This window comes from Streptomyces sp. NPDC046909 (assembly GCF_040644695.1).
Lineage (GTDB): Bacteria > Actinomycetota > Actinomycetes > Streptomycetales > Streptomycetaceae > Streptomyces.
The window spans coordinates 175,358-195,382 of sequence record NZ_JBEYXC010000005.1; the positions used below are offsets into that span (position 1 = coordinate 175,358).

The following is a 20,025-nucleotide window of genomic DNA, read 5'->3' on the forward strand; positions in this document are numbered from 1 at the left end:
TACACCCGATGAATCGCAGATCTCTTCGGATCCGGAGGACGACGATGACCTCACCCTCGGGGAAGATTCCACCACTGCGCCGCAGAGCCGTACTGGGCGGCGCGCTCGGTGGCGCGACAGCGGCCGCCCTGCCGGGAACGGCCCATGCCGAACAGGCGGCCGCGCGCCCCTGGAGACTCCGCGACACCATGACCACCGACCGCGCCTGGGAAGGATTCCTGCGCGGCCAGGATCTGCGGTGGAGCAGGCTGCCGACGCTCTGGTACGAGGGTCCGTTCCTCGGCGACGGCCTGCTCGGCAGCATGATCTACCAGGAACCCGGCACGGATCGGATCCGCTTCACCGTCCAGCACGGCCGAGTCCAGGACCACCGCCCCGAGTTCGGCAGCGGCTGGGGCACCGCACGCCTCCCGGTCGGCCACCTCACCCTCGAACCGACCGGCACCATCACCGCTGGAGTCCCCACCCACCGGCTACACCCCCAACCCGCCCTGGACCACCCGCACCACCACCGACGGCGCCGAGCAGGTGCTCCAGCCCCTCACGGGCGGCGGTCAGACCGCGACCTCCTACCGCAGAACCGGCGACGACCTGCTCCTCAGCGTCGGCCACAGCTTCCTCTCCGCCACCGCCGCCGAGGCCGACTCCCTGCGCAACCTCCGGCGCGCCCCGTCGTACGACGTCCTCAGACGCCGGCATCTGCGCTGGTGGCACGCGTTCTACCGGAAGAGCTTCGTCTCGTTCCCCGACGAGCGGCTGCAGAGCTTCCACTGGATCCAGCTCTACAAGGTCGCCTCCGCCAGCCGCGCGGGCGGCCCCGTCATGGCCACCTCGGGGCCGTGGCTGGAGCCCACCCCCTGGCCCGCGGTGTGGTGGAACCTCAACGTCCAGCTGGAGTACTGGCTCATCCACGGCTCCAACCACCTCGAACTCGACTCCCTCGCCACCACGTTGCGCCAGAGCCAGGAACAGCTCATCGCCAACGTGCCCGCCGCGTACCGCGCCGACAGCTCGGGCGTCGGCCGCAGCTCCGACATGTTCGCCAACCGCGGCGTGGGCATGCCGGGGACCGGAGCCGAGACCGGCGATCTGACCTGGGCGCTGCACAACGTCTGGCTGTCGTACCGCCACACCATGGACAAGTCCCTGCTGCGCGACACGATTTACCCGGTGCTGCGCCGGGCCATCAACTACTACCTGCACTTCCTTACCCCGGGCAGCGACGGCAAGCTCCACCTGCCGAGCACCCTCTCGCCCGAGTACCCCGTCGTACCGCCCCAGGACACCAACTACGATCTCGCCCTCATCCGCTGGGGCTGCCGGACCCTCATCGACGCGGCCGAACTCCTCGGCATCGACGACGAGTTGACCCCGCGCTGGCAGGAGGTACTGGCCCGGCTGACGCCGTATCCGGTCGACGGCAACGGCTTCATGATCGGTGCCGACACCCCGTACGCGCAGTCCCACCGCCACTATTCGCACCTGCTGATGGTGTACCCGCTGTACCTCGTCAACTGGGACCAGCCCGAGAGCCGCGATCTGATCACCAAGTCGGTCGTTCGCTGGCATGCGTTGACCGGCGCCCACCGGGGCTACAGCTACACCGGGGCCGCGTCGATCTACGCGATGACCGGTGACGGCGACACCGCCATCGGCTATCTGCGGAAGTTCTTCGACACCAGCACCCGCTATCCCTGCCGACCCAACACCCACTACACCGAGGCAGGGCCGGTGATCGAGACGCCGCTGTCCGCCTCGCAGTCCCTGCACGACATGTTCTGCCAGAGCTGGGGCGGTGTCGTCCGTGTCTTCCCGGCGGTTCCGACCGCGTGGCGGGACGTCACCCTGCATGACTTCCGCACTCAAGGGGCCTTCCTGGTCAGTGCCGTTCGCAAGGCCGGGGCCACCCGCTTCATCCGGATCAGGAGCCTGGCGGGCGAACCGCTCAGACTCCGCCACGGCCTGAGCGGAAGCCTCACCGTGCTCCTCGACGACGGCACCCCGGCCCGCACCGAGGATCTGGGCGACGGCACCCTCGCCATCGACCTCCCCAAGGGCCGCGAGGTCCTCGTCCACTCCGGCGCCCGCCCCGACCTCGTCATCGCGCCCGTCGCCATCAGCGAACCGGGTCCGGCCTGGGGACTGCCGTAACCGAAGAACCCGACAGGGAGGAATCTCATGGCGGTTCCGATCAGAACAGCGGTCGCCGCGCTCTGCGCCGGACTGGCGGCCACCCTCTGTACGACGGCCCCCGCACGGGCCGAACCACACGACCAGGCCTGGACGGTGACGGAGGCGCCCCACGCACCCCGCGCCCGCGTCTCCCTGGACGCCACCACCGGCACGCTCAGCCTCACGGTGACCCGGGACGGCCGCACGGTCCTCGAACCGTCGCCCGTCGGCATCGTCACCGAACAGGCCGACCTGTCACAGGGGTTGAGCTTCCTGCACCGCAAGGACCGTACGGTCGACGAGCGGTACCGGACGACGTCCGGGAAACGGCTGGACCGGCGCGTCCGCATGAACGAGACCCGGCTCTCCTTCGCCACGACCGCGGGCGCCCGCCTCGACCTCGTCGTCCGTGCCTCCGCCGACGGCGTCGCCTACCGCTACGTCCTGCCCGCAGGCCTCGGCGACGTACTCTCCGAGACCTCGGCATTCCGGCTTCCGCCGGACGCGAGCGCGTGGCTCAGCACCTACCGGGTCGACAACGAAGGCCAGTTCGCCCAGTACACCGCGGCGACGGCCCCTACCGCCGCCTACTCGCCCCAGGCCCTGTTCGCCACCGACGGCGGCTACACCCTCCTCGCCGAGTCCGACCTCACCGGCGCCTACTCGGGCGCCCGCCTCGCCCACGTCCAGGGCACCGGCACCTATCGCATCCAACTCGCCGACGACCGCGTACCCACCAAAGGCCCGCTGACCACCCCCTGGCGCGCCATGGTCACCGGCGACCTCGCCACCGTCACCCGCTCCACCTTCACCGACGACCTGGCACCCCCGTCCAAGGTCCCCGACACCGGCTGGATCCGGCCGGGCACCGTCCTGTGGACCTGGCTCGCCGGCGGCCGCACGGCGGGCCAGAGCCTCACCGCGCAGAAGGCCTACGTCGACTACGCGGCCGAACGCGGCTGGCCGTACGAGGCCGTCGACGCCGGCTGGTACTTCAAGACCGACGAGTGGGACACCACCGACCCGAACTGGCAGACCAACAGCTGGCTGCCCGAACTCGTCCAGTCCGCACGGGCCAAGGGCGTCGGGATCGTCGTCTGGATCCACCAACGCGACCTCGACACACCGGAGGAACGCGCCCAGTGGCTGCCGACCCTGGAGCGCTGGGGCGTCAAGGGAGTCAAGATCGACTTCATGAACTCCGAGGCGCATTCCATGCTCCAGTGGTATGACGCGATCCTCGCGGAGACCGCCGCCCACCACCTCATGGTCGACTTCCACGGCTCCACGATCCCCAAGGGCATGCAACGCACCTGGCCCCAGGTCATGACCCTGGAAGGCGTGGCGGGGGAGGAGAAGCGGACCAACACCGCCGCCCACCTCACCACCCTGCCCTTCACCCGCAACGTCATCGGCTCCATGGACTTCACCCCCGGCGCCTTCCAACGCGTCGGCCTGCGCCCCAACTCCGACGCCGCCGAGACCGGCCTCGCCGTCGTCTACGAGTCGGGCTTGCAGATGTACGCCGGCACGCCAGAGTCGTACGACGCCCGGCCGCTGGCCCGGAACTTCTACGACCAGCTCCCCGCCGCCTGGGACGACACCCGGCTGCTCGCCGGCGCCCCGGGGCAGGAAGCGGTGCTGGCCCGGCGCAGCGGCGACCGCTGGTTCCTGGGCGGGGTCTACGCGGGCGCCGCCCACACGGCCGAGGTCCCGCTCGCCATCGGTCCGGGCCGCTGGCTGGTCGAGACGATCCGGGACGGCGCCGACGGCCTGGTCCAGGAGCGCCAGGTACTGCGCGGCGGCGACACGCTCGCCGTCGACGTCACCGCCAACGGCGGCTTCGCCGGCCTCGCCTGCCCATGGAGCCCGGGCGTCACCACCTGCCACCGCTGACCGCCCGTGTCGGGCTGAAGGGACGGACATGAGTGTTTCCCGGCGTACCGTGCTGACGACCGCGGCGGCAGCGTCTTTGGCCGCATCGGCACCGACCGCGGGCGCGGCCGACGGCCCGTTACCCGCACCCACCCTGCGTACGCTCCGCTCCGCGGCCGACTACGCGGTCGAAAAGGTCCGCAGTGTCGCACCGAACGTGACCGCGTTCCCGGTCGGGACCAAGTCCGAGAAGTGGGTCTACTCCCAGAGCGGCGACTGGGTGGGCGGGTTCTGGCCCGGCACCCTCTGGATGGCATGGCTCCACAGCCACGACGACGACTTCCGCACCCGGGCACTGGCGTCGGCACAGAAGCTGGCCCCACGCCAGTACGACACCGGCACCCACGACCTCGGCTTCCTCTTCTACCCCTCCTGGGTCACCGCCTGGCGGCTCACCGACGACGACACCTGGCGCGCCGGGGCCGTACGGGCGGCCGACTCCCTGATCCGGAGATACAACCCGCGCGGCCGCTTCATCCGGGCCTGGGGCGCGCTGGACGACCAGAAGAACGCGGGCCGCGTCATCATCGACACGATGATGAACCTGGACCTGCTGGCCTTCGCCTCAAGCCAGACCGGGGATGCCACCTATCTGGACATTGCCGTGGAGCACGCCAGGACCGCCCAGCGCGTGTTCCCGCGCCCTGACGGATCGACCCCGCACGTCTATGACTTCGACCCCGACACCGGCACACCGCTCGGCCCGAACACCGTGCAGGGCTACAGCCCCACCTCCTGCTGGTCGCGCGGACAGGCCTGGGGCGTGTACGGATTCACCACGATGTACCGCCGCACCGCCGACCCCGAGTTCCTGGCCACCGCCCGCAGACTCGCCGACTACGCGATGTCCGCCCTCACCCCGGACCACCTCCCGGTCTGGGACTACCGAGCCCCCCAACAACCCCATGACATCAAGGACGCCTCCGCCGGCGCGATCATGGCCTGCGGCCTCCTCGACCTGTCCGCCGCCACCGGCGTTCCGTCCTACCGTGACACGGCGCTGCGCCTGCTCACCGCCCTGTCCGAGACCTGCCTGACGAGGAAGTCCACGCGCGCCGAGGCCGTCGTGGCCCGGTGCACCCGCAACCGGCCGGCCGAGGACGGCATCGAGATCTCCCTCCCGTACGCCGACTACTACCTCCTCGAAGGCATCCTGCGTGTCCTTCGACCCCAGGACATCGACAGGGCGATCGACCTGTCCCAGCCCTGACCTCAGATCCAGCTGTCCAGCCACATCCTGGCGCGCCAGTCGGCGTACGGGATCGTCTGCCCGGAGTAGATGGGGAAGAAGTAGATGAAGTTCCAGGCGATGAGCAGCACCAACACCCCCGCGGCCACCGCACCTTGTGTACGGCGTTGGGCAGTCGCACCCGGCGGGCCCAGCACGGCCCCCAGCATCATCGTGACGGCCAGACACAGGTAGGGCACGAACACGACGGCGTAGAAGGAGAAGACCGTGCGGTCCTGGTACAGGAACCAGGGCAGATAACCGGCCCCCACCGCACACAGGACGGCACCGGCCCGCCAGTCGCGGCGCAGCGCCCACCGGTACAGGAGGTACAGCAGCGCGCAGCAGGCCGACCACCACAGGAGCGGGGTGCCCAGGGCGAGGATCGTCTGGGAGCAGTCGACGGTGGTGTGGCAGCCGTCCGTGCCGGGCTCGGGCGACTCGTAGTGGAACAGTACGGGCCGCCCGAGCACCAGCCAACTCCAGGGATTCGACTCGTACTTGTGGGGCGAGTGCAGGCCCACGTTGAACTGGTACACCCCGTACTCGTAGTGCCACAGGCTGCGCAGCGGCGCCGGGATCCACGCCCAGGTGCCGCCGCGGCCGTCGGCCCAGTGGCGGCCGTAGCCGTCGTCGGACGCGAACCAGCCGGTCCAGGTCGCCACATACGTCACGAGAGCGACCGGGACGAGGGAGAGCACCGACCAGCCCAAGTCCCGGCGCAGCACCGCCCGGTACGGCCGCCGTGCCCCCGCGACGCGGCGGGCGCCGACGTCCCACAGCAGGGTCAGGACCACGAAGAAGGCGAGGAAGTACAGACCGTTCCACTTGGTCGAGGCCGCCAGGCCCAGGAAGAACCCGGCCGCGATCCGCCAGGGCCGAACTCCCGTCCCGGCACGGTCGCCGGTGGGTGCGTCGGGGCGTACCCGGCCGTCCTCGTCGGCGGGCAGGGCCGCCGCGAGCCGGGCCCGCGCACGGTCCCGGTCGATGAGCAGACACCCGAACGCGGCCAGGACGAAGAACATGACGACGAGATCGAGGAGCGCGGCGCGACTCATGACGTAGTGCAGCCCGTCCATCGCCAACAGCGCTCCGGCCAGGCAGCCCAGCAGCGTGGAACGGAACAGGCGGCGGCCTATTCGGCACAGCATCAGCACCGACAGCGTGCCGAGGACGGCCGTCATGAACCGCCAGCCGAACGGATCGAGGCCGAACCCCCACTCGCCGAGCGCGATCACCCACTTGCCCGTCGGCGGATGCGCGACGAACGCCCCGCCATCGGAGAGCGGGATCACCTGAGGATCGGCCAGGATCTGCGGATCGGCGATCTTGCGGTCCGGCCAGCTGCCCTCGTAACCGAGCCGCAGCAGAGCCCAGGCGTCCTTGGCGTAATACGTCTCGTCGAACACCAACGCCCGCGGACTGCCCAGCCGCCAGAACCGCGCCACCCCGGCGACGAGCGCCACCAGGAGCGGCCCGCCCCACCCCGACCAACGCGCCAGACGCTCCGCCGCCGCCCGGGACAGACCGAGCCTGCGCCACACCCACGACGCCGGTTCGGGAAACGGCACGACCAGCCGATCTCGTACGGCGATCCGCGGCCGCTCGACATAGCCGAACCGGCGCAGTCGCTGCTCCCAGGAGGCCGGTCGGCGGTTCGCCGCCTTGCGGGGCACGTCGGTGACCGTGGGCGTGTTCTCGTGGATCACTGGGGGAGCCTTCTACTCGCTGTCACTCACCGGCGCCGCTGGCACCCGGCTGAGGCGCCACCTGCCGCACGGTCGAGGTCCGGGGCGGGACCGGCATCCGCCCCGCGGTGGAGGCGGGGTGGGCCGTCGACGGCGTCAGGAAGGACTCGGCGGAGGTGACCGGGCGAGGCTGAGGACCGCCCGGGCCGCCCTGCGCGACAGAGCTCGCCAGGACCAGCAGTCCGACGCCCAGGCCGGTGACGGTCAGCACGGACGCGGTGGCCATCCAGAGCGCCCGCACCCGCTGCCGGGCGCGGACACCGGCGTGCAGCCGGGAGCGGTGCCGCTCCTCGTAGGGCGAGTCCTCTCGGCTCTCCCGCATCATGCGGGCCAGCTCCTGCTCGAAGTGATCCATGACTCCTTCTTCACTCCACCGGCTCGACAGCCGCGGCCAGCAGCTGCCGCAACCGGGCGACGCCCCGCGTGGTGAGGGAACGGGCGGTACCCACCGGGCACCCCAGCGCCTCCGCGACATCGCGCTCGGGCAGGTCCTGGTAGTAACGCAGCACCACCGCGGCCCGCTGCCGCGCCGGAAGCAACGCCAACATGGCCTCCAAGCGGGTGCGTTCGTCCACGGCGGCGGTCGCGTCGCCCACCTCGGGCGGGTCGGGGAACCGTTCGACGGGCTGCTCGCCCCACCAGCGGCGCCGCGCCGAGCGGGCCGCGGCCCGGGCCAGGACCTTGCGCACATAGGCCTCGGGCGCCTCGGCGCCCACCTTCGGCCAGGCGAACCACAGTTTGACGAGCGACTCCTGCAACAGGTCCTCGGCCCGGTGCCGGTCCCCGCCGGTGAGCAGCCGCGCCAGATGGAGCAACGCCGACCAACGGGCCGCCACGAACCGGTCGAACGCGTCGGCCCGCGCCTGCCCCATCAACGTCGACCCCCTGCCCCCAGTCGGACGCGGCCGCGCCCTCTCACCCTTAACAAAGACGCCGGCCCCCGGCCCGCTATGCACTCTCGCCATGTGGTGTGGGTCACATGTACTCGAGTGCGGGCGGGCCGAGGGCCGGTGCGCCGGTGGGACGTCGCGCCGCCGCTCACATATAGCGGCGCCTGGTACGGCGGAGGAGAACGAACCCGGAGATCAGGAGGACCGCTCCCGCCGCGGCCGGCCACAACTGCGTGCCGGTCTCGGCGAGGCTGCCCTGACCGCCCTGCGGTTCGGTCTGCCCTCCGACCGGGGGCTGCGCCACGGCGACGCTGCTCTCGGACGGGTTCGCGGTGGTCTCCTGACGGGGGTAGGAGGTGGCCTCCGGGGAGGAGGCGGCGGGTTCGGCCGAGGGGGAGGTGTACGTCTTGGGCTGGTTGTCGGCGGGTGCGGTGCTCGTGTCACCGGTCGAGTCGGTGGGGGTGGCGGTGGCGGTGTCGGTCGGGGTCGGCTGTTCCTGGGGCTCGTCGTCGGAGCCGCCGTTGCCTTCCGAACCGGAACCGGAGCCCGGTTCCTGACCGGCGCCGTCGTCCGAGCCGTTGCCGGCACCGTCGCCTGCACCGTTGTCCGAACCGTTGCCGTTGTCGCCGCCGTTGCCGTTGCCGTTGTCGTCGCCCTGGCCGGGTTCCTCGCCCCCGCCCGTGCCCGCGCCGCACTGGCGGCCGTCGTTGATGCAGCCGACCATCTCGTTCATCAGGTCTTCGTCGAAGATGTTGATGAAGTCGCCGTGGTCGGTGACGGGCTTGTGGAGCTGCTCCGGGAAGGCGTCCACGGCGAACAGCGGGGTGGTGCGGCCGCCGTCCTGGAGGCTCGGCGCGTCGATGTCGTAGACGATGCGCTGAACCAGCTGCGGGATGGCCTGGAAACCGGCCGGGCAGGCGCCGTCGGCCTGGGCGAACGCCACGTGGGTGCGGTGGTTGGCGCTGTCGATGTTGCGCCCGTCCCAGCAGCTCTGGAACTTGAAGGTGCGGACCACGTCGCTGCCCTGGGGGCACAGCGGGTACTTGTCCTTCAGCTGGCGGTCCTCGAAGCCGGTGCAGCTCCAGGACGCGTTGGCGTTCGCGGTGCCGTTGACGAACGCCTTCGCGTCGCCGGTGATGATGCGCAGCAGCCGCGGCATGGCCGTGACCTTGCTGTTCGGGCTGCCGACGAAGGTGAGGGTGACCTCCTTGGGCGTGACGATCTCACCCGCGTTGCCCTCGATGCCGCCGCCCGGGCTGCCCGCGTCCTGCTCCTGGGTGCCGTTCTGGAGACGTATGACGGGCCAGTAGTAGGAGGACTTGTCGCCCTGGTCGACGCAGCTGGTACCGCCGCCCGCCAGTTCGTTGTCGTCGGCGAAGGCGTTGTTGGCCTGGTTGCCGACGTAGTCGTGGAAGTGGTGGGCGCCGTTGGAGACGCCGGGGGCCACGATCACGTTGTCGGAGTTGAACAGGCCGTTGGCGTTGACGCCGCAGCTGGTGACGAAGGTGCCGCGGGAGGCGTCGGCTCCGGCGTTCGGGGCTTGCGCGGCGGCCGGTGCGGAGGTGATGTCGGCGTAGTCGGCCGCGACGGGGCCGTTGCCGGACTGCCCGCCGTTGCCCTGCTGCTGGTCGCCTTGATCCTGACCACCTTGGTCACCCTGGTCGCCCTGGTTGCCTTGGCCGTCCTGCCCGTTCTGCCCGTCCTGGGCCCCGTCGTTCTGGCCGTCGCCCTGCTCGCCGCCCTGTCCGTCGTCCTGGCCCCCGGCCTGGTCGTCCGACTCCTGGATCGAGCACGCCGCCATGCCGTCGAGGCCGTCCGGCTTCGCCCCGGCACCCTCAAGGGCACCGGCGATGCGATCGATCGTCGCGCCGCGGTTCTCCGCGAGCGGGCCCATGACCTCGCTCTCGGCGTCCTCGCGGCTCTGCACCGAGGGGTCCTGCAACTTCTGGTAGGCCTCGGCGGTCTGCTGGTCGAGCACCGCGAGTTCCTTGTCGACCTCGGCCCTCGCTCCGTCGGGGACGTAGGTCAGGGCGTCGCCCACATCGGGGCAGCCCACCGTGCCCGCTCCCCAACTGGCCGAGAACGGCTGGCTGGTTTGGCCGTCCTCGGTCGCGGAGGCGTACACGTTCACGGCGACCAAGCCACCACCGCCCAGCATCAGGGCCACGGCGGCGAATGTCGCCCGCCGCGCACCTGTCGGGCGTTTGCGCTTACTGCGTCCCACGGAAGTACTCCTGCGCCTGTAGTCCGTCCCGGCATGGAAATCCCCCCGGCCCCATACGGACGCGGCGCCGCTTCTGTTCAACCGCACGGAAAATTCACAGCAGCCTCATCGGTAGGACCCCGCGTGGTCCGCCCGCCCCGCAGGTGGGAGGGCGGCGCCCGCCGAGGCCACATTGCCCACGGCCCGCTTGAAGTCCGGGCAGTCGACGAGCGGTTCGTGGTCACAGACGGCCGCGTGCCGCAGGCTGTCGCGGAGCCGGGTTAGCCGGCCGATCTGCTCGTCGAGGGCGTCGGCCTTGGCGGCCATGCCTGTCCGCAAGTCCGTGTCGGACGGCCGGGCCTGGAGGAAGCGGCCGAGTTCGGCGACGGAGAATCCGGCGCTGCGTGCGCAGGTGATGAGCGCCAGGCGTTCGAGGACGTCCGGGTGGTAGGTGCGGCGCAGCCCGTTGCGGCCGGCGGGAGTGATCAGGCCCTTCTTCTCGTAGAACCGCAGCGCCGACGGCGCGAGCCGTGTCCGCTGTGCGACCTCGGCGATGTCCAGCAGCGACGCGTCCATCAAAAGCCTCCTTGACTTGAACCGCGGTTCAAGTCGCAGCCTAGTCGCCATGAGGATCCATCACTTGAACTGCGGCTCGGTCCGCACCATCGAGGCCACCTACGAGGGCCCGCGGCCCGCACCCGCCGTCAACCACTGTCTGCTGATCGAGACCGACGCCGACGGCCTGGTCCTGGTCGAGACCGGGCTCGGCCTGGCCGACGTCCGCGACCCGGTCGGCACGCTCGGCGCCGAGTGGGTGGAGATGGCGCAGCCCGCGCTCGCCGAGGAGGAGACGGCCGTACGGCAGGTCGCCCGGCTCGGGTACGCGCCGTCCGACGTCCGTCACATCCTCGTGACCCATCTGGATGTCGACCACTGCGGCGGCCTGCCCGACTTCCCCGACGCCCAGGTCCATGTGCTCGCCGCTGAACTCCGGGCGGCGCGCGCGGAGTCGCCCAGTCGCCGCTATCGCCCGGCCCACTGGGCGCACGAACCCCACTGGGTCACCTACGAACCCGGGCCCGGCGAAGAGTGGTTCGGCTTCACCGCGGTACAACCGAAAGAACTGCCACCGCAGTTCAAGCTGGTCCCCCTGGGCGGTCATACCGCGGGCCACACCGCGGTCGCCGTGCACACCGGTGACCGATGGCTCCTTCACTGCGGCGACGCCTACTACTACCACCGCGAAGTCGAGGACGTGAAGGAACCGCACCCCCTGCTGGATTTCGTCCAGACAGGTGCTGAGGTCCACCGTGATCTGCGCCTGGGCACCCAGGCCCGACTGCGCGAACTGCTCCGCGACCACGGCGACCAGGTCGAGACCTTCTGCGCCCACGACCCATGGGAGTTCGCCCGCTACCAGGACGTCGACAGGGGGTAGCAGGGCGACGGTACGGGGGAGGCCGCGCTACGCCCCCGCCTCCGGCTCGGCGGCGGGCTGCCACAGCTCGATTCGATGGCCCTCGGGATCGGTGACCCAGCCGAACCGTCCGACACCGTCCATGTCCTGCGTTTCCTCGGACACATCCGCTCCCTTGGCGCGCAGTTGCGCGAGCATCGCGTCAAGGTCGCGGACCCGGAAATTGAGCATGGACTGCTGGGTGCGGGACCCGAAGTAGTCGGTCTCGGAGTCGAACGCCGCGAACACCGTCGGCCCGGCTTCCGGATGCCACAGCCCGTGCTCGTCGGTGTCCAGGCCCAGACAATCGCGGTACCACGCGCTCAGGGCCGCCGGGTCTGCGGCGCGCCTGAAGTATCCGCCGATTCCAAGTACACGTTCCATGCGGCCATCGTGGCAGGGCCGCGATTGAACGGGACGGCACCACGCCCGCGCCCGGTCACCGGTGCTCGCCGGGTGCGGTAATATTGATCACGAGCTGGCCGCCACAACTCAGGGCGGTTGTTCACGCGTTGGTGGTCCAAGGAAAGACGCCCCACTTCCTGTGGGGAAATGCAGGTGCAAGGCCTGCCCGGCGCTCCAACTGGGGCCTGTCCGTACAGACGGACAGGCCCCAAGTGTTTTCTCGGCGCGCCCTCGCCGTGGCGTGGCGCGCGCGGACTTGTTCAACAGGTAGGTCCCGTAATCTCGTTGAGGAGATCGAAGAGTTTCGGGATGTCGGGCGTACTGAATCCGAGGGGGCGAGGGTGTTCGGAAAGGGCACGTGGGTGCTCGCGGGTGCCGTGATCGCGGCCTTCATGCTGCTGCTCGGCCCCAGCGCGCCGGGCGGTCCGCTGTTCGGGGTCTCGCAGCCGGTCGAGGACGCCCGGAAGGTCGTACCGAACCGCGTCATGACATGGAACATCTGCAACCCCTGCGACACCAGCAACGTGGACCGGGCGGCGGAGATCGCCAGGTACGCCCCCCAGGTCATCGGCCTGCAAGAAGCCTGTGTGCGGGACGTCGAGCAGATCCGGGAGTATCTGGAGAACCTGCACGGGCTGGTGTACCACGTCGAGTACGGGTCGGTTCTGCAGAAATGGAGCCGCTGCGGCGGACTGCCGTGGAATCCGGGGGCGTTCGGTGAGGCGATCCTGTCCGCGGCGCCGATGACGGACCGCGTCCACGAGGAATACCCCGACGGTGGATCCGAGGACCGCGGCTATGTCGCGGTCACCACCACGGTGGACGGCCGGCGCATCCGGGTCTTCAACACCCACCTCGCCGAACGACGCCAGGAGTCGGTCCGGGCCGAGCAGGCCAAGGTTCTCGCCAAGGAGGTCGCCCGGTACGACCGCACCATCGTGCTCGGCGACTTCAACGCTGTACCGGACGCCCCCGAACTCGCCCCGATGTGGGCCCTGGCCACGGACGCGGACCCGCAGTGCCATCCCACCCTCGGCGGCACCTGCGAGACGACCACCGACTGGCACAGCAAGTTCGACTACGTGTTCCTGCGCGGCATCACCGCGACCGGGCACCGAGTGCACCCCACCCAGTACTCGGACCACGACATGTTCCAGGCCGACCTGAACGCGACGTGAGGGCCGGTCCTCCTCGGGAGCTGTCGGCCGGCCGCGTCCGTGGCGGCGCGATGCGCGAGGTCAGGCGCCGGTCAGCGCCGCCGACGCGTCGTCCGTCTCGCGGAGGGACGCCGACAGGGCGCGGGCCTCGTGCTCGGTCATCCGTGAGGTCTCGTACGGGACGGCGTTGACCCACCGCTGTGTCAGCCGGGCGATCCGCTCGCCGTACCGCTCCGCGGTGATGCGGTCGCCGCGCGATCCGGCGTGCTCCGGGCCCTGGTCGGCGTGGCTCTGGCTCATCAGGCCCAGCCACGAGCCCAGCCGGTTCACATCGTCGCGGCTGCCGCCGCTCCAGTTGTTGCCCGGCATGTCGCCCACGCCGATCCACTGCATGCCCATCTGCGCGGCGAACACGGCCAGTTGCTCCAGAACCGTCAGCTTGTCGCCGCTCTGCGAGGCGGACATGGTGAACCCACCCGCCAGCTTGTCCTTCCAGGCCTGCGTCGTGAATGGCGTGAACGCCGCCTCCATGAACGCCTTGAACACCGCCGAGACGCTGCCCATCAGCGTCGGGCAGCCGAGGACGATCGCATCGGAGCGGTCGAGCAGCGCCAGCACCTCCGCGTCGTGCCAACGGCCCGCGACGACGTCCTCGGGCCGGATCTCGACCAGATGCACCTGGGCGCCGGGCACCTGCCGCGCCCCGTCGGCGAGATGCTCGGCCAGGACCCGGGTGTGCCCGTGCACCGAGTGGTGAACCACCGTCACGGTGACGGTCGGTGCCACGTGCCCAAGGCCAACTCGCTCGTGCCCAAGGCCAACGCCCTCGTGCCCACGGTCAACTCCATTGACAGCCATATCTACTTCACTACTTCCGTCGCGAGGTGACGACCTCTGCCTGCTTGCCCAGCCATCACATCCCGCGCAGGGCACGGCATCAACGCCGAACTTCGACGTGCAGCGATCGGTAGCACCGATCGATCGCGTTAGCCTGTCCCCGTGGACCGGATCGAACTGGAAGCATTCGTCGCCGTCGCGGAGGAACTCCACTTCGGCCGCGCCGCCGAACGCCTGCACCGAGGGCAACCCACCGTCAGCGACGCCATCAGACGGCTGGAGAGCGCTCTGGGCGGACGGCTCTTCCACCGCACCAGCCGACGGGTGTCACTGACCGACCTCGGCGCGGCGCTGCTGCCCGACGCCCACGCCACCCTGGCCCAACTGCGCCGCTTCCAGCAGCGAGGACGCTCCCTGGCCGCGGGTGAGGGAACCCGCACCACCCTCGTCGTAGGCCACGCCGAATACACCGACCACCAGCTGCTGCTGCGCTGCCTGCCACAACTGCGCGACCGCTTCCCCGACGTGACGATCGTGCCGGAACCCATGCCCACCACGGCCCAGCTCACCGCCCTCCGCACGGAGACGATCGGACTCGGCATCGGCTGGGCGACCGACGGCATCACCGGCGTACGCGCGCGCGTGCTGTCCACCGAGAGGTTCATGGCACTGGTCCCCGAGACCCACCCCCTCGCCGGCCACACCGAACTGACCGCCTCCGAACTGTCCACCACCGCCCTGCTCACCTGGCCCCACCAGATCAACAGCGGCCTCTGCGACCGCCTCCTGGCCGCCTTCCACATCGGCGGAGCCGACCTGCGCATCATCAGAACCGCCGACAACGTCCACGCCATCGCCGCTCACGTCGCCGCCGGAACGGGCATCGGCATCACCGTCGAATCCGCCCTCGACCACCAACCCCCCGGCCTCCGCACCATCCCCCTCACCGGCCCCTCCACCACCGCCGACCAGATCGTCCTCACCCCCACGGCCCCCTCACCCACCGCGACAGCCCTGCGCGACCTGCTGTTGCAGACCTCGACGGAAACTCGCTGGCCGATTCGGAGCCCGTAGAGTGGATCGTCCACTGGCAGTCCGCGGAGTACGTTCGCACCCGGCGCCGCGATGCCATGCTGGTCGGCAACGGGCCCTACCTCGTCGACCGTGTCGACGGAGGGCTGCACCAGATCGGAGTCCTCTCCGCGCAGTTCGGCGACTGGGAGGCCGACTACCGCGCACGCATCCGCGGACTGGCCATCCGTACCGCAGTGGACGATCTGCATGACGAGATACGCGAAGTGGCCTCCGTCCATGGGCGCGCGCAGGCCGCGCGTGCTCTGCGGCAGAGGCTTCCGGTGCTGTCGCCTGCAGAGGCACTGAAGTACGTCAGCGCACTGCTGGACGGCGATCTCCCCGCCCACCTCATGGCTGTCGCCGTCGCGCAAGTCGTCGAACCGGTCGACCCGGTGCTGGCGGTGACGACCATCCGCCCAGGAACCCCCGGCCGGACGACATGACCCCCGCGCATTGACCATGGGGAGATCACACCGACCCCCCTCAGGTCGAGGCGCCCGCATCCAGAGGCTCGCCCCGGCTCGGGCGTAGCGGGCGGCGAGTTCGGCGAAGGCCGCGGCCAGTTGGGGTGGGCCGACTTCGGCGTGACCTGGGTCCTGGACGTACCGGCCCCGTACAACGGCTGACCCGCGCCCGGCGGGCAGAAGAGGCACCGCACCGGCCGGGCCGCCCCCATCCACGTGCCGCCCGGCCCCGGCCCGCCGCTCCGCCTACCGCAGCGCCCCGCCCGACACCGACCGGTGCACGACATACGCGGCGGCGACATCGAGCGCCGCGTGCCCGGTCGACTTGAACACGGTGAGGGAGCCGGGGGAGGACCGCCCCGGTGCCTCGCCCGCCAGGACGGACCCGAGCAGGGTGACGCCACAGTCGTCCGGCAGCCCCTGCAACTCATGGGCCCCGGAAGGCGGTGCCGTCCCCGCCGCTCCGGGCCACTCGGCGAACAACTCCGCCTCCCGCACCGTCTCGGCGTCCAGCTCATGCCCGTGGGAGCCGCCGACCGAGCTCACATGCGCAGCCGGCGCCAGCCACTCCCGCCGCAGGACCGGCTCTGTGGCACCGGTGCAGCAGTACACGGTCGCCGCCTCGCGTACGGCGTCCTCGATGCCGTCGCCCGCACGGCCCGCCGGGTGCAGCGCGGCGACCGCCCGCGCCGCAGCCGGATCGCGGCCCACGACGGTGACCGGCACGTCCGGCTGGAGTACGGCCAGCAGGGACACCTGGGCGCGGGCCTGGACGCCCGTGCCCACGACCACGACCGGCCCAGGACCGGCCAGGGCCAACGCGCTGTGCGTGGCGGACGCGGCGGTACGCCAGGCCGTGATGGGCTCGGCGTCCAGCACGGCCAGCGGCCTGCCGTCCTCGGGGTCGAAGAGGGCGACGATGCCCCGGTGACTGCTCCGGCCCGGACGATCGGGGTCGTGGAACACCGACACGAGCTTCGCCGCCAGCCCCAGCCCGGGGACGTAACCCGGCATGGCGCCGAGCAGCCCGCCGGGGGCGAAGGCGGCGGTGCGCGGGGGAGCGGACGCATGGCCCCGTGCCACGGCGACGAGCGCTTCGGCGACGGCGGTCATCAGCTGCCGTGGGTCGAGGGCGGCGAGGGTGGCCTCCTTGTCCAGGACGAGGATGTCGCTCATACGGCGGCCTCCGCGCGGGTTCCGGAGAGCAGTTCACCGAGTGCGTCGACCGCGGTGGCGAGGTCGGTGCGCAGTCGCTCCAGGCGGCTGTCGTCGATCTCCGCCGACGGTCCGACGACGGTGATTGCGCAGACGGGCACGCCCGCGGCGGGGACGACGGCCCGGCTGATGGACGCGACGAACCGGTCGTTGCGTCCGTCCTCGACGGCGTATCCGTGGGCCGCGGTCCGTTCGAGGTCGGCGAGCAGCCCCGCGGCACCGTCGATCGGGTGCCCGGCGGTCCGGGCCACGTCGAGATACGGGGCGCGTGCCTCCGGCGGAAGCGCGGCCACCAGAGCCAGTGGCCCGGCGAAGCGGTGCACGGGCAGGCCGTCGCCGAGGAGGGTGCTGATCATGGCCAGCCGGTCGGGGCGGACCACGTCCACCACCCGGGAGCGGTCGCTCTCCAGGACCTGGAGGTTGACCATCAGGCCCGTCCGCTCGGACAGGTCCTCCAGTACGGGCCGGGCCAGCGTGGTCAGGGAGTTGTGCGCCGCCCGGGCCGACATCAGCAGCACGGCCGTACCGGGAAGGTAGCGGTCGTCGGCACGCAGGACCCAGCCCCGGCGTACCAGGTCCACGAGGATGCGGTAGGCGGTGGCCCGGTGCAGTCCGACCTCGTCGGCGAGATCGGTGAGCCGGGGCGGCCTGGGCGCCCGGGCGACCGCCTCGACGAGGTCCAGCGCTTTGTCCACGGCCGTACGCGGCGCTTGCGGCATCGAATCCCTTCCGGCTCTGGGGCGAGAACGATCCGGCGGGGCGTATGCACCGCCTGTTCACCGCCGGAGTCCGGAGGTAGGGTACCGCTTGTTTTGTTCAGCGAGAGAGTTGTTACCCAGAGCGCAACAACGGAAGGTTCATGATGAGCGAGAGTGCCGGAGCGGCGACGCCGTACGCGCCCCCGGAGCAGGGCCCGAGGGTCGTCTACCGGGGCGTCACCCTCTTCGACGGAACCGGCACCCCGCCCCGCCCCGGCACGTCGATCGTCGTGGACGGCTCCGTGATCCGGGCGGTCGTCGACGACGAGGAAGCCGAGGCCTTCACCGAGGGCGCCGAAGTCGTCGATCTGACCGGCCACTTCGTCACCCCCGGACTCGTCGACGCCCACCAGCACCTCGCCACCCCGCCCGACCGCCCGGCCGCCGAGGCCGTACTGCGCCGGCTCGTGCACAGCGGCGTCGCCGCCATTCGGGACATGGCCGATGACCTCCGTCAGATCGGCGACCTCGCCCGGGCGACCCGCGTGGGCGAGATCGCCGGCCCCGACATCCACTACGCGGCCCTCATGGCCGGCCCCGGCTTCTTCGACGACCCCCGCACCCATCAGGTCACCCAGGGCGCGGCGCCCGGCGAGGTGCCCTGGATGCAGGCCGTCACCGACGCGACCGACCTGCCGCTCGCGGTCGCGATGGCCCGCGGCACCTTCGCGGCCGCCATCAAGGTCTACGCCGACCTCGACGCGACCCACGTCGCCGCCATCACCGCCGAGGCGCACCGTCAGGGCATCCCGGTCTGGGCGCACGCCGCCGTGTTCCCCGCGACGCCGGGCGAGGTCGTCGAGGCCGGTGTGGACGCCGTCTCGCATGTCACCCTCCTCGCGCATGAGGCGGCGACGGCGCCGCTGACGTCGTACAAGGACAAGCCGCCCGTCGACCACGCCGGTCTCGTCACCGGCGAGGACGAGCGGCTGGAGAAGCTGTTCGCCCGCATGCGCGAGCAGGGCGTCGTGCTGGACGCGACCGCGGGGCTGTACGCGTCCAGCGAGTTCGCGAGCGACGATCCCGAGGTGGTCGAACGAGCGGCCCGCAACACCGAGTTGGCGATCGCCTTGACGGCACAGGCCCACCGCGCCGGCGTCGAGCTGGCCACCGGCACCGACTACGAGACCCCGCCCGAGGAGCCCTTCCCCGCCCTGTACGAGGAACTCGCCTTCCTGGTACGGCGATGCGGCATCCCGGCCTCGGACGTCCTGCGGTCGGCGACCCTCGTCGGCGCCCGCAGCGCCGGGGCCGGCGATCTCACCGGCAGCGTCGAGCCGGGGAAGCTGGCCGACCTCGCGGTCTTCGCGCGCGACCCGCTGGCGGACATCGACGACCTGCGCACGATCACCCTGACCGTCAAGCGGGGGCGCCGCTTCCCGCGCTCCGCCTACCGACCCCGGGAGAACCGTTGACCGGCACGCCGATGATCGTCAACGCGCTCGGCCAGCTCGACAACCCGAACGCCGAGCGGTCGCGGGCCGCCGCCGGTGAACTGAATCAGACCAGCGAACAGTTCACCCTCGACGCCCGCACCCTGTCCGAGGCCCGCGCCTCCGGCCTGACCGCCGTCAACATCACCCTCGGGTACGTCATGGGCGACCTGCCGCCCTACGAGCACACCCTGCACGAGATCGACGTCTGGGACCGCCTCGTCGCGGGTCACCCCGACGACCTCCTGAAGGTGACCACGGTCGCCGACATCGACACGGCCGCGCGGGAAGGCCGTACCGGCGTCATCTACGGCTTCCAGAACGCCGAGGCCGTGGGAGACGACGCCGGCCGTGTCGCGACCTTCGCCGAACGCGGGGTGCGGGTCGTGCAGTTGACGTACAACCAGGCCAACCACCTGGGCGGCGGCTCGATGGCACCGGCCGACACCGCGCTGACCGGCTTCGGCCGTGAGGTGATCGACGCCCTCAACGACCACCACCTCATGGTCGACCTCTCGCACAGCGGCGAGCGCACCTGCCTGGAGGCGGCGCGGCACTCGCGCGTCCCCGTCTCGGTCAACCACACCGGGTGCCGGGCCCTGACCGACCTGCCGCGCAACAAGACCGACGAGGAACTGCGTCTGGTCGCCTCCCGGGGCGGGTTCGTCGGCATCTACTTCATGCCGTTCCTCAACCCGACCGGGCACGCGCGCGCCGCGGACGTGGTCGAGCACATCGCGCACGCGGTCGACGTCTGCGGTGACGACCACGTCGGCATCGGGACCGACGGACCGGTCACCGCCATCGACGACCTCGACGCCTACCGGGCCCACCTGGCGGAGCACGTCGCCCGGCGTCAGGAGGCAGGGGTCTCCGCCGCGGGCGAGCGGGCGGACACCTCCCCCTTCGTGGTGGATCTGCGGGGCGTGGATCAGTTCCGTGAGCTGATGCGGCTGCTGGAGCGGCGCGGATTCTCCTCGGAGCGCATCGAGAAGATCATGGGCCGCAACTTCGTCGACTACGCGGCCCGCGTCTGGAAGGCGTGAAGGC

Annotated in this window: 17 protein-coding genes and 1 pseudogene; 9 read left to right on the forward strand and 9 right to left on the reverse strand. The window is 71.1% G+C overall.

Annotated elements, in window-relative coordinates:
* The first annotated feature begins 44 nt into the window (after positions 1 to 44).
* The 3 genes and pseudogenes from ABZ928_RS17855 to ABZ928_RS17865 all read left to right on the forward strand — a co-directional run bounded on the left by ABZ928_RS17855 (position 45) and on the right by ABZ928_RS17865 (position 5,317).
* A pseudogene (locus ABZ928_RS17855) lies at positions 45 to 2,151 on the forward strand (Tat pathway signal sequence domain protein).
* A 27-nt stretch (positions 2,152 to 2,178) separates the two neighbouring features.
* Positions 2,179 to 4,068 (forward strand): glycoside hydrolase family 97 catalytic domain-containing protein, encoded by a 1,890-nt coding sequence (locus ABZ928_RS17860; protein WP_361519273.1) that lies wholly within the window; start codon positions 2,179 to 2,181, stop codon positions 4,066 to 4,068.
* A gap of 28 nt (positions 4,069 to 4,096) precedes the next feature.
* Positions 4,097 to 5,317: a glycoside hydrolase family 88 protein gene (locus ABZ928_RS17865; protein WP_361519275.1), complete on the forward strand. Its 1,221-nt coding sequence runs from the start codon at positions 4,097 to 4,099 to the stop codon at positions 5,315 to 5,317.
* Between the two features lie 2 nt (positions 5,318 to 5,319).
* Here the strand turns inward: ABZ928_RS17865 and ABZ928_RS17870 are convergent, their stop codons facing one another.
* From ABZ928_RS17870 to ABZ928_RS17890, 5 genes are all read right to left on the reverse strand, one after another.
* Entirely contained in the window at positions 5,320 to 7,011 is a 1,692-nt protein-coding gene (locus tag ABZ928_RS17870) for a phospholipid carrier-dependent glycosyltransferase (RefSeq protein ID WP_361520689.1), read from the reverse strand.
* Positions 7,012 to 7,066: 55 nt separating this feature from the next.
* Positions 7,067 to 7,438 (reverse strand): hypothetical protein, encoded by a 372-nt coding sequence (locus tag ABZ928_RS17875; protein WP_361519278.1) that lies wholly within the window; start codon positions 7,436 to 7,438, stop codon positions 7,067 to 7,069.
* A 10-nt stretch (positions 7,439 to 7,448) separates the two neighbouring features.
* A complete protein-coding gene (locus ABZ928_RS17880; protein ID WP_361519280.1) occupies positions 7,449 to 7,955 on the reverse strand; it encodes a SigE family RNA polymerase sigma factor in 507 nt (168 codons plus the stop codon).
* A 166-nt stretch (positions 7,956 to 8,121) separates the two neighbouring features.
* Positions 8,122 to 10,131 (reverse strand): DUF1996 domain-containing protein, encoded by a 2,010-nt coding sequence (locus tag ABZ928_RS17885; protein ID WP_361520692.1) that lies wholly within the window; start codon positions 10,129 to 10,131, stop codon positions 8,122 to 8,124.
* A gap of 171 nt (positions 10,132 to 10,302) precedes the next feature.
* Complete coding sequence (locus ABZ928_RS17890) at positions 10,303 to 10,752, reverse strand: MerR family transcriptional regulator (RefSeq protein ID WP_361519283.1); 450 nt, start codon at positions 10,750 to 10,752, stop codon at positions 10,303 to 10,305.
* A 49-nt stretch (positions 10,753 to 10,801) separates the two neighbouring features.
* Here ABZ928_RS17890 and ABZ928_RS17895 point away from each other — a divergent pair, with 49 nt between their 5' ends.
* A complete protein-coding gene (locus ABZ928_RS17895) occupies positions 10,802 to 11,614 on the forward strand; it encodes an MBL fold metallo-hydrolase (protein ID WP_361519286.1) in 813 nt (270 codons plus the stop codon).
* 27 nt (positions 11,615 to 11,641) lie between these two features.
* Here ABZ928_RS17895 and ABZ928_RS17900 read toward each other — a convergent pair whose 3' ends face one another.
* On the reverse strand, positions 11,642 to 12,016 hold the full coding sequence (locus tag ABZ928_RS17900; protein WP_361519289.1) for a VOC family protein: 375 nt from the start codon (positions 12,014 to 12,016) through the stop codon (positions 11,642 to 11,644).
* A 413-nt stretch (positions 12,017 to 12,429) separates the two neighbouring features.
* Between ABZ928_RS17900 and ABZ928_RS17905 the strand changes: the two genes are divergently transcribed.
* Complete coding sequence (locus ABZ928_RS17905) at positions 12,430 to 13,215, forward strand: endonuclease/exonuclease/phosphatase family protein (protein ID WP_361520694.1); 786 nt, start codon at positions 12,430 to 12,432, stop codon at positions 13,213 to 13,215.
* Between the two features lie 60 nt (positions 13,216 to 13,275).
* Here the strand turns inward: ABZ928_RS17905 and ABZ928_RS17910 are convergent, their stop codons facing one another.
* On the reverse strand, positions 13,276 to 13,980 hold the full coding sequence (locus ABZ928_RS17910; RefSeq protein ID WP_361519292.1) for a flavodoxin family protein: 705 nt from the start codon (positions 13,978 to 13,980) through the stop codon (positions 13,276 to 13,278).
* Positions 13,981 to 14,193: 213 nt separating this feature from the next.
* Here ABZ928_RS17910 and ABZ928_RS17915 point away from each other — a divergent pair, with 213 nt between their 5' ends.
* Both ABZ928_RS17915 and ABZ928_RS17920 read left to right on the forward strand, forming a co-directional pair.
* Positions 14,194 to 15,105, forward strand: coding sequence for a LysR family transcriptional regulator (locus ABZ928_RS17915; RefSeq protein ID WP_361519295.1), 912 nt, complete (start codon positions 14,194 to 14,196; stop codon positions 15,103 to 15,105).
* 5 nt (positions 15,106 to 15,110) lie between these two features.
* The gene (locus tag ABZ928_RS17920) at positions 15,111 to 15,548 is read left to right on the forward strand and encodes a YrhB domain-containing protein (protein WP_361520697.1); all 438 of its coding nucleotides are present in this window, start codon (positions 15,111 to 15,113) and stop codon (positions 15,546 to 15,548) included.
* A gap of 267 nt (positions 15,549 to 15,815) precedes the next feature.
* Here the strand turns inward: ABZ928_RS17920 and ABZ928_RS17925 are convergent, their stop codons facing one another.
* Both ABZ928_RS17925 and ABZ928_RS17930 read right to left on the reverse strand, forming a co-directional pair.
* Positions 15,816 to 16,745: an ornithine cyclodeaminase family protein gene (locus tag ABZ928_RS17925; protein ID WP_361519297.1), complete on the reverse strand. Its 930-nt coding sequence runs from the start codon at positions 16,743 to 16,745 to the stop codon at positions 15,816 to 15,818.
* Positions 16,742 to 17,503, reverse strand: coding sequence for an IclR family transcriptional regulator (locus ABZ928_RS17930; protein WP_361519300.1), 762 nt, complete (start codon positions 17,501 to 17,503; stop codon positions 16,742 to 16,744). Before ABZ928_RS17930 ends, ABZ928_RS17925 begins: the two co-directional genes overlap by 4 nt.
* A 140-nt stretch (positions 17,504 to 17,643) precedes the next feature.
* On the opposite strand from ABZ928_RS17930, the gene ABZ928_RS17935 reads away from it, so the two are divergent.
* The gene (locus ABZ928_RS17935) at positions 17,644 to 18,957 is read left to right on the forward strand and encodes an amidohydrolase family protein (protein ID WP_361519303.1); all 1,314 of its coding nucleotides are present in this window, start codon (positions 17,644 to 17,646) and stop codon (positions 18,955 to 18,957) included.
* Positions 18,954 to 20,021: a membrane dipeptidase gene (locus ABZ928_RS17940; protein ID WP_361519306.1), complete on the forward strand. Its 1,068-nt coding sequence runs from the start codon at positions 18,954 to 18,956 to the stop codon at positions 20,019 to 20,021. The genes ABZ928_RS17935 and ABZ928_RS17940 overlap by 4 nt, the downstream gene beginning before the upstream one ends.
* Positions 20,022 to 20,025: the final 4 nt, after the last annotated feature.

Coding starts and splice junctions, on each gene's coding strand:
- ABZ928_RS17865 (WP_361519275.1), top strand. CDS start 4,097: ATGAGTGTTTCCCGGCGTACCGTGCTGACGACCGCGGCGGCAGCGTCT.
- ABZ928_RS17925 (WP_361519297.1), bottom strand. CDS start 16,745: ATGAGCGACATCCTCGTCCTGGACAAGGAGGCCACCCTCGCCGCCCTC.
- ABZ928_RS17895 (WP_361519286.1), top strand. CDS start 10,802: ATGAGGATCCATCACTTGAACTGCGGCTCGGTCCGCACCATCGAGGCC.
- ABZ928_RS17860 (WP_361519273.1), top strand. CDS start 2,179: ATGGCGGTTCCGATCAGAACAGCGGTCGCCGCGCTCTGCGCCGGACTG.
- ABZ928_RS17900 (WP_361519289.1), bottom strand. CDS start 12,016: ATGGAACGTGTACTTGGAATCGGCGGATACTTCAGGCGCGCCGCAGAC.
- ABZ928_RS17930 (WP_361519300.1), bottom strand. CDS start 17,503: ATGCCGCAAGCGCCGCGTACGGCCGTGGACAAAGCGCTGGACCTCGTC.
- ABZ928_RS17875 (WP_361519278.1), bottom strand. CDS start 7,438: ATGGATCACTTCGAGCAGGAGCTGGCCCGCATGATGCGGGAGAGCCGA.
- ABZ928_RS17880 (WP_361519280.1), bottom strand. CDS start 7,955: ATGGGGCAGGCGCGGGCCGACGCGTTCGACCGGTTCGTGGCGGCCCGT.
- ABZ928_RS17935 (WP_361519303.1), top strand. CDS start 17,644: ATGATGAGCGAGAGTGCCGGAGCGGCGACGCCGTACGCGCCCCCGGAG.
- ABZ928_RS17890 (WP_361519283.1), bottom strand. CDS start 10,752: ATGGACGCGTCGCTGCTGGACATCGCCGAGGTCGCACAGCGGACACGG.
- ABZ928_RS17885 (WP_361520692.1), bottom strand. CDS start 10,131: ATGCTGGGCGGTGGTGGCTTGGTCGCCGTGAACGTGTACGCCTCCGCG.
- ABZ928_RS17905 (WP_361520694.1), top strand. CDS start 12,430: ATGCTGCTGCTCGGCCCCAGCGCGCCGGGCGGTCCGCTGTTCGGGGTC.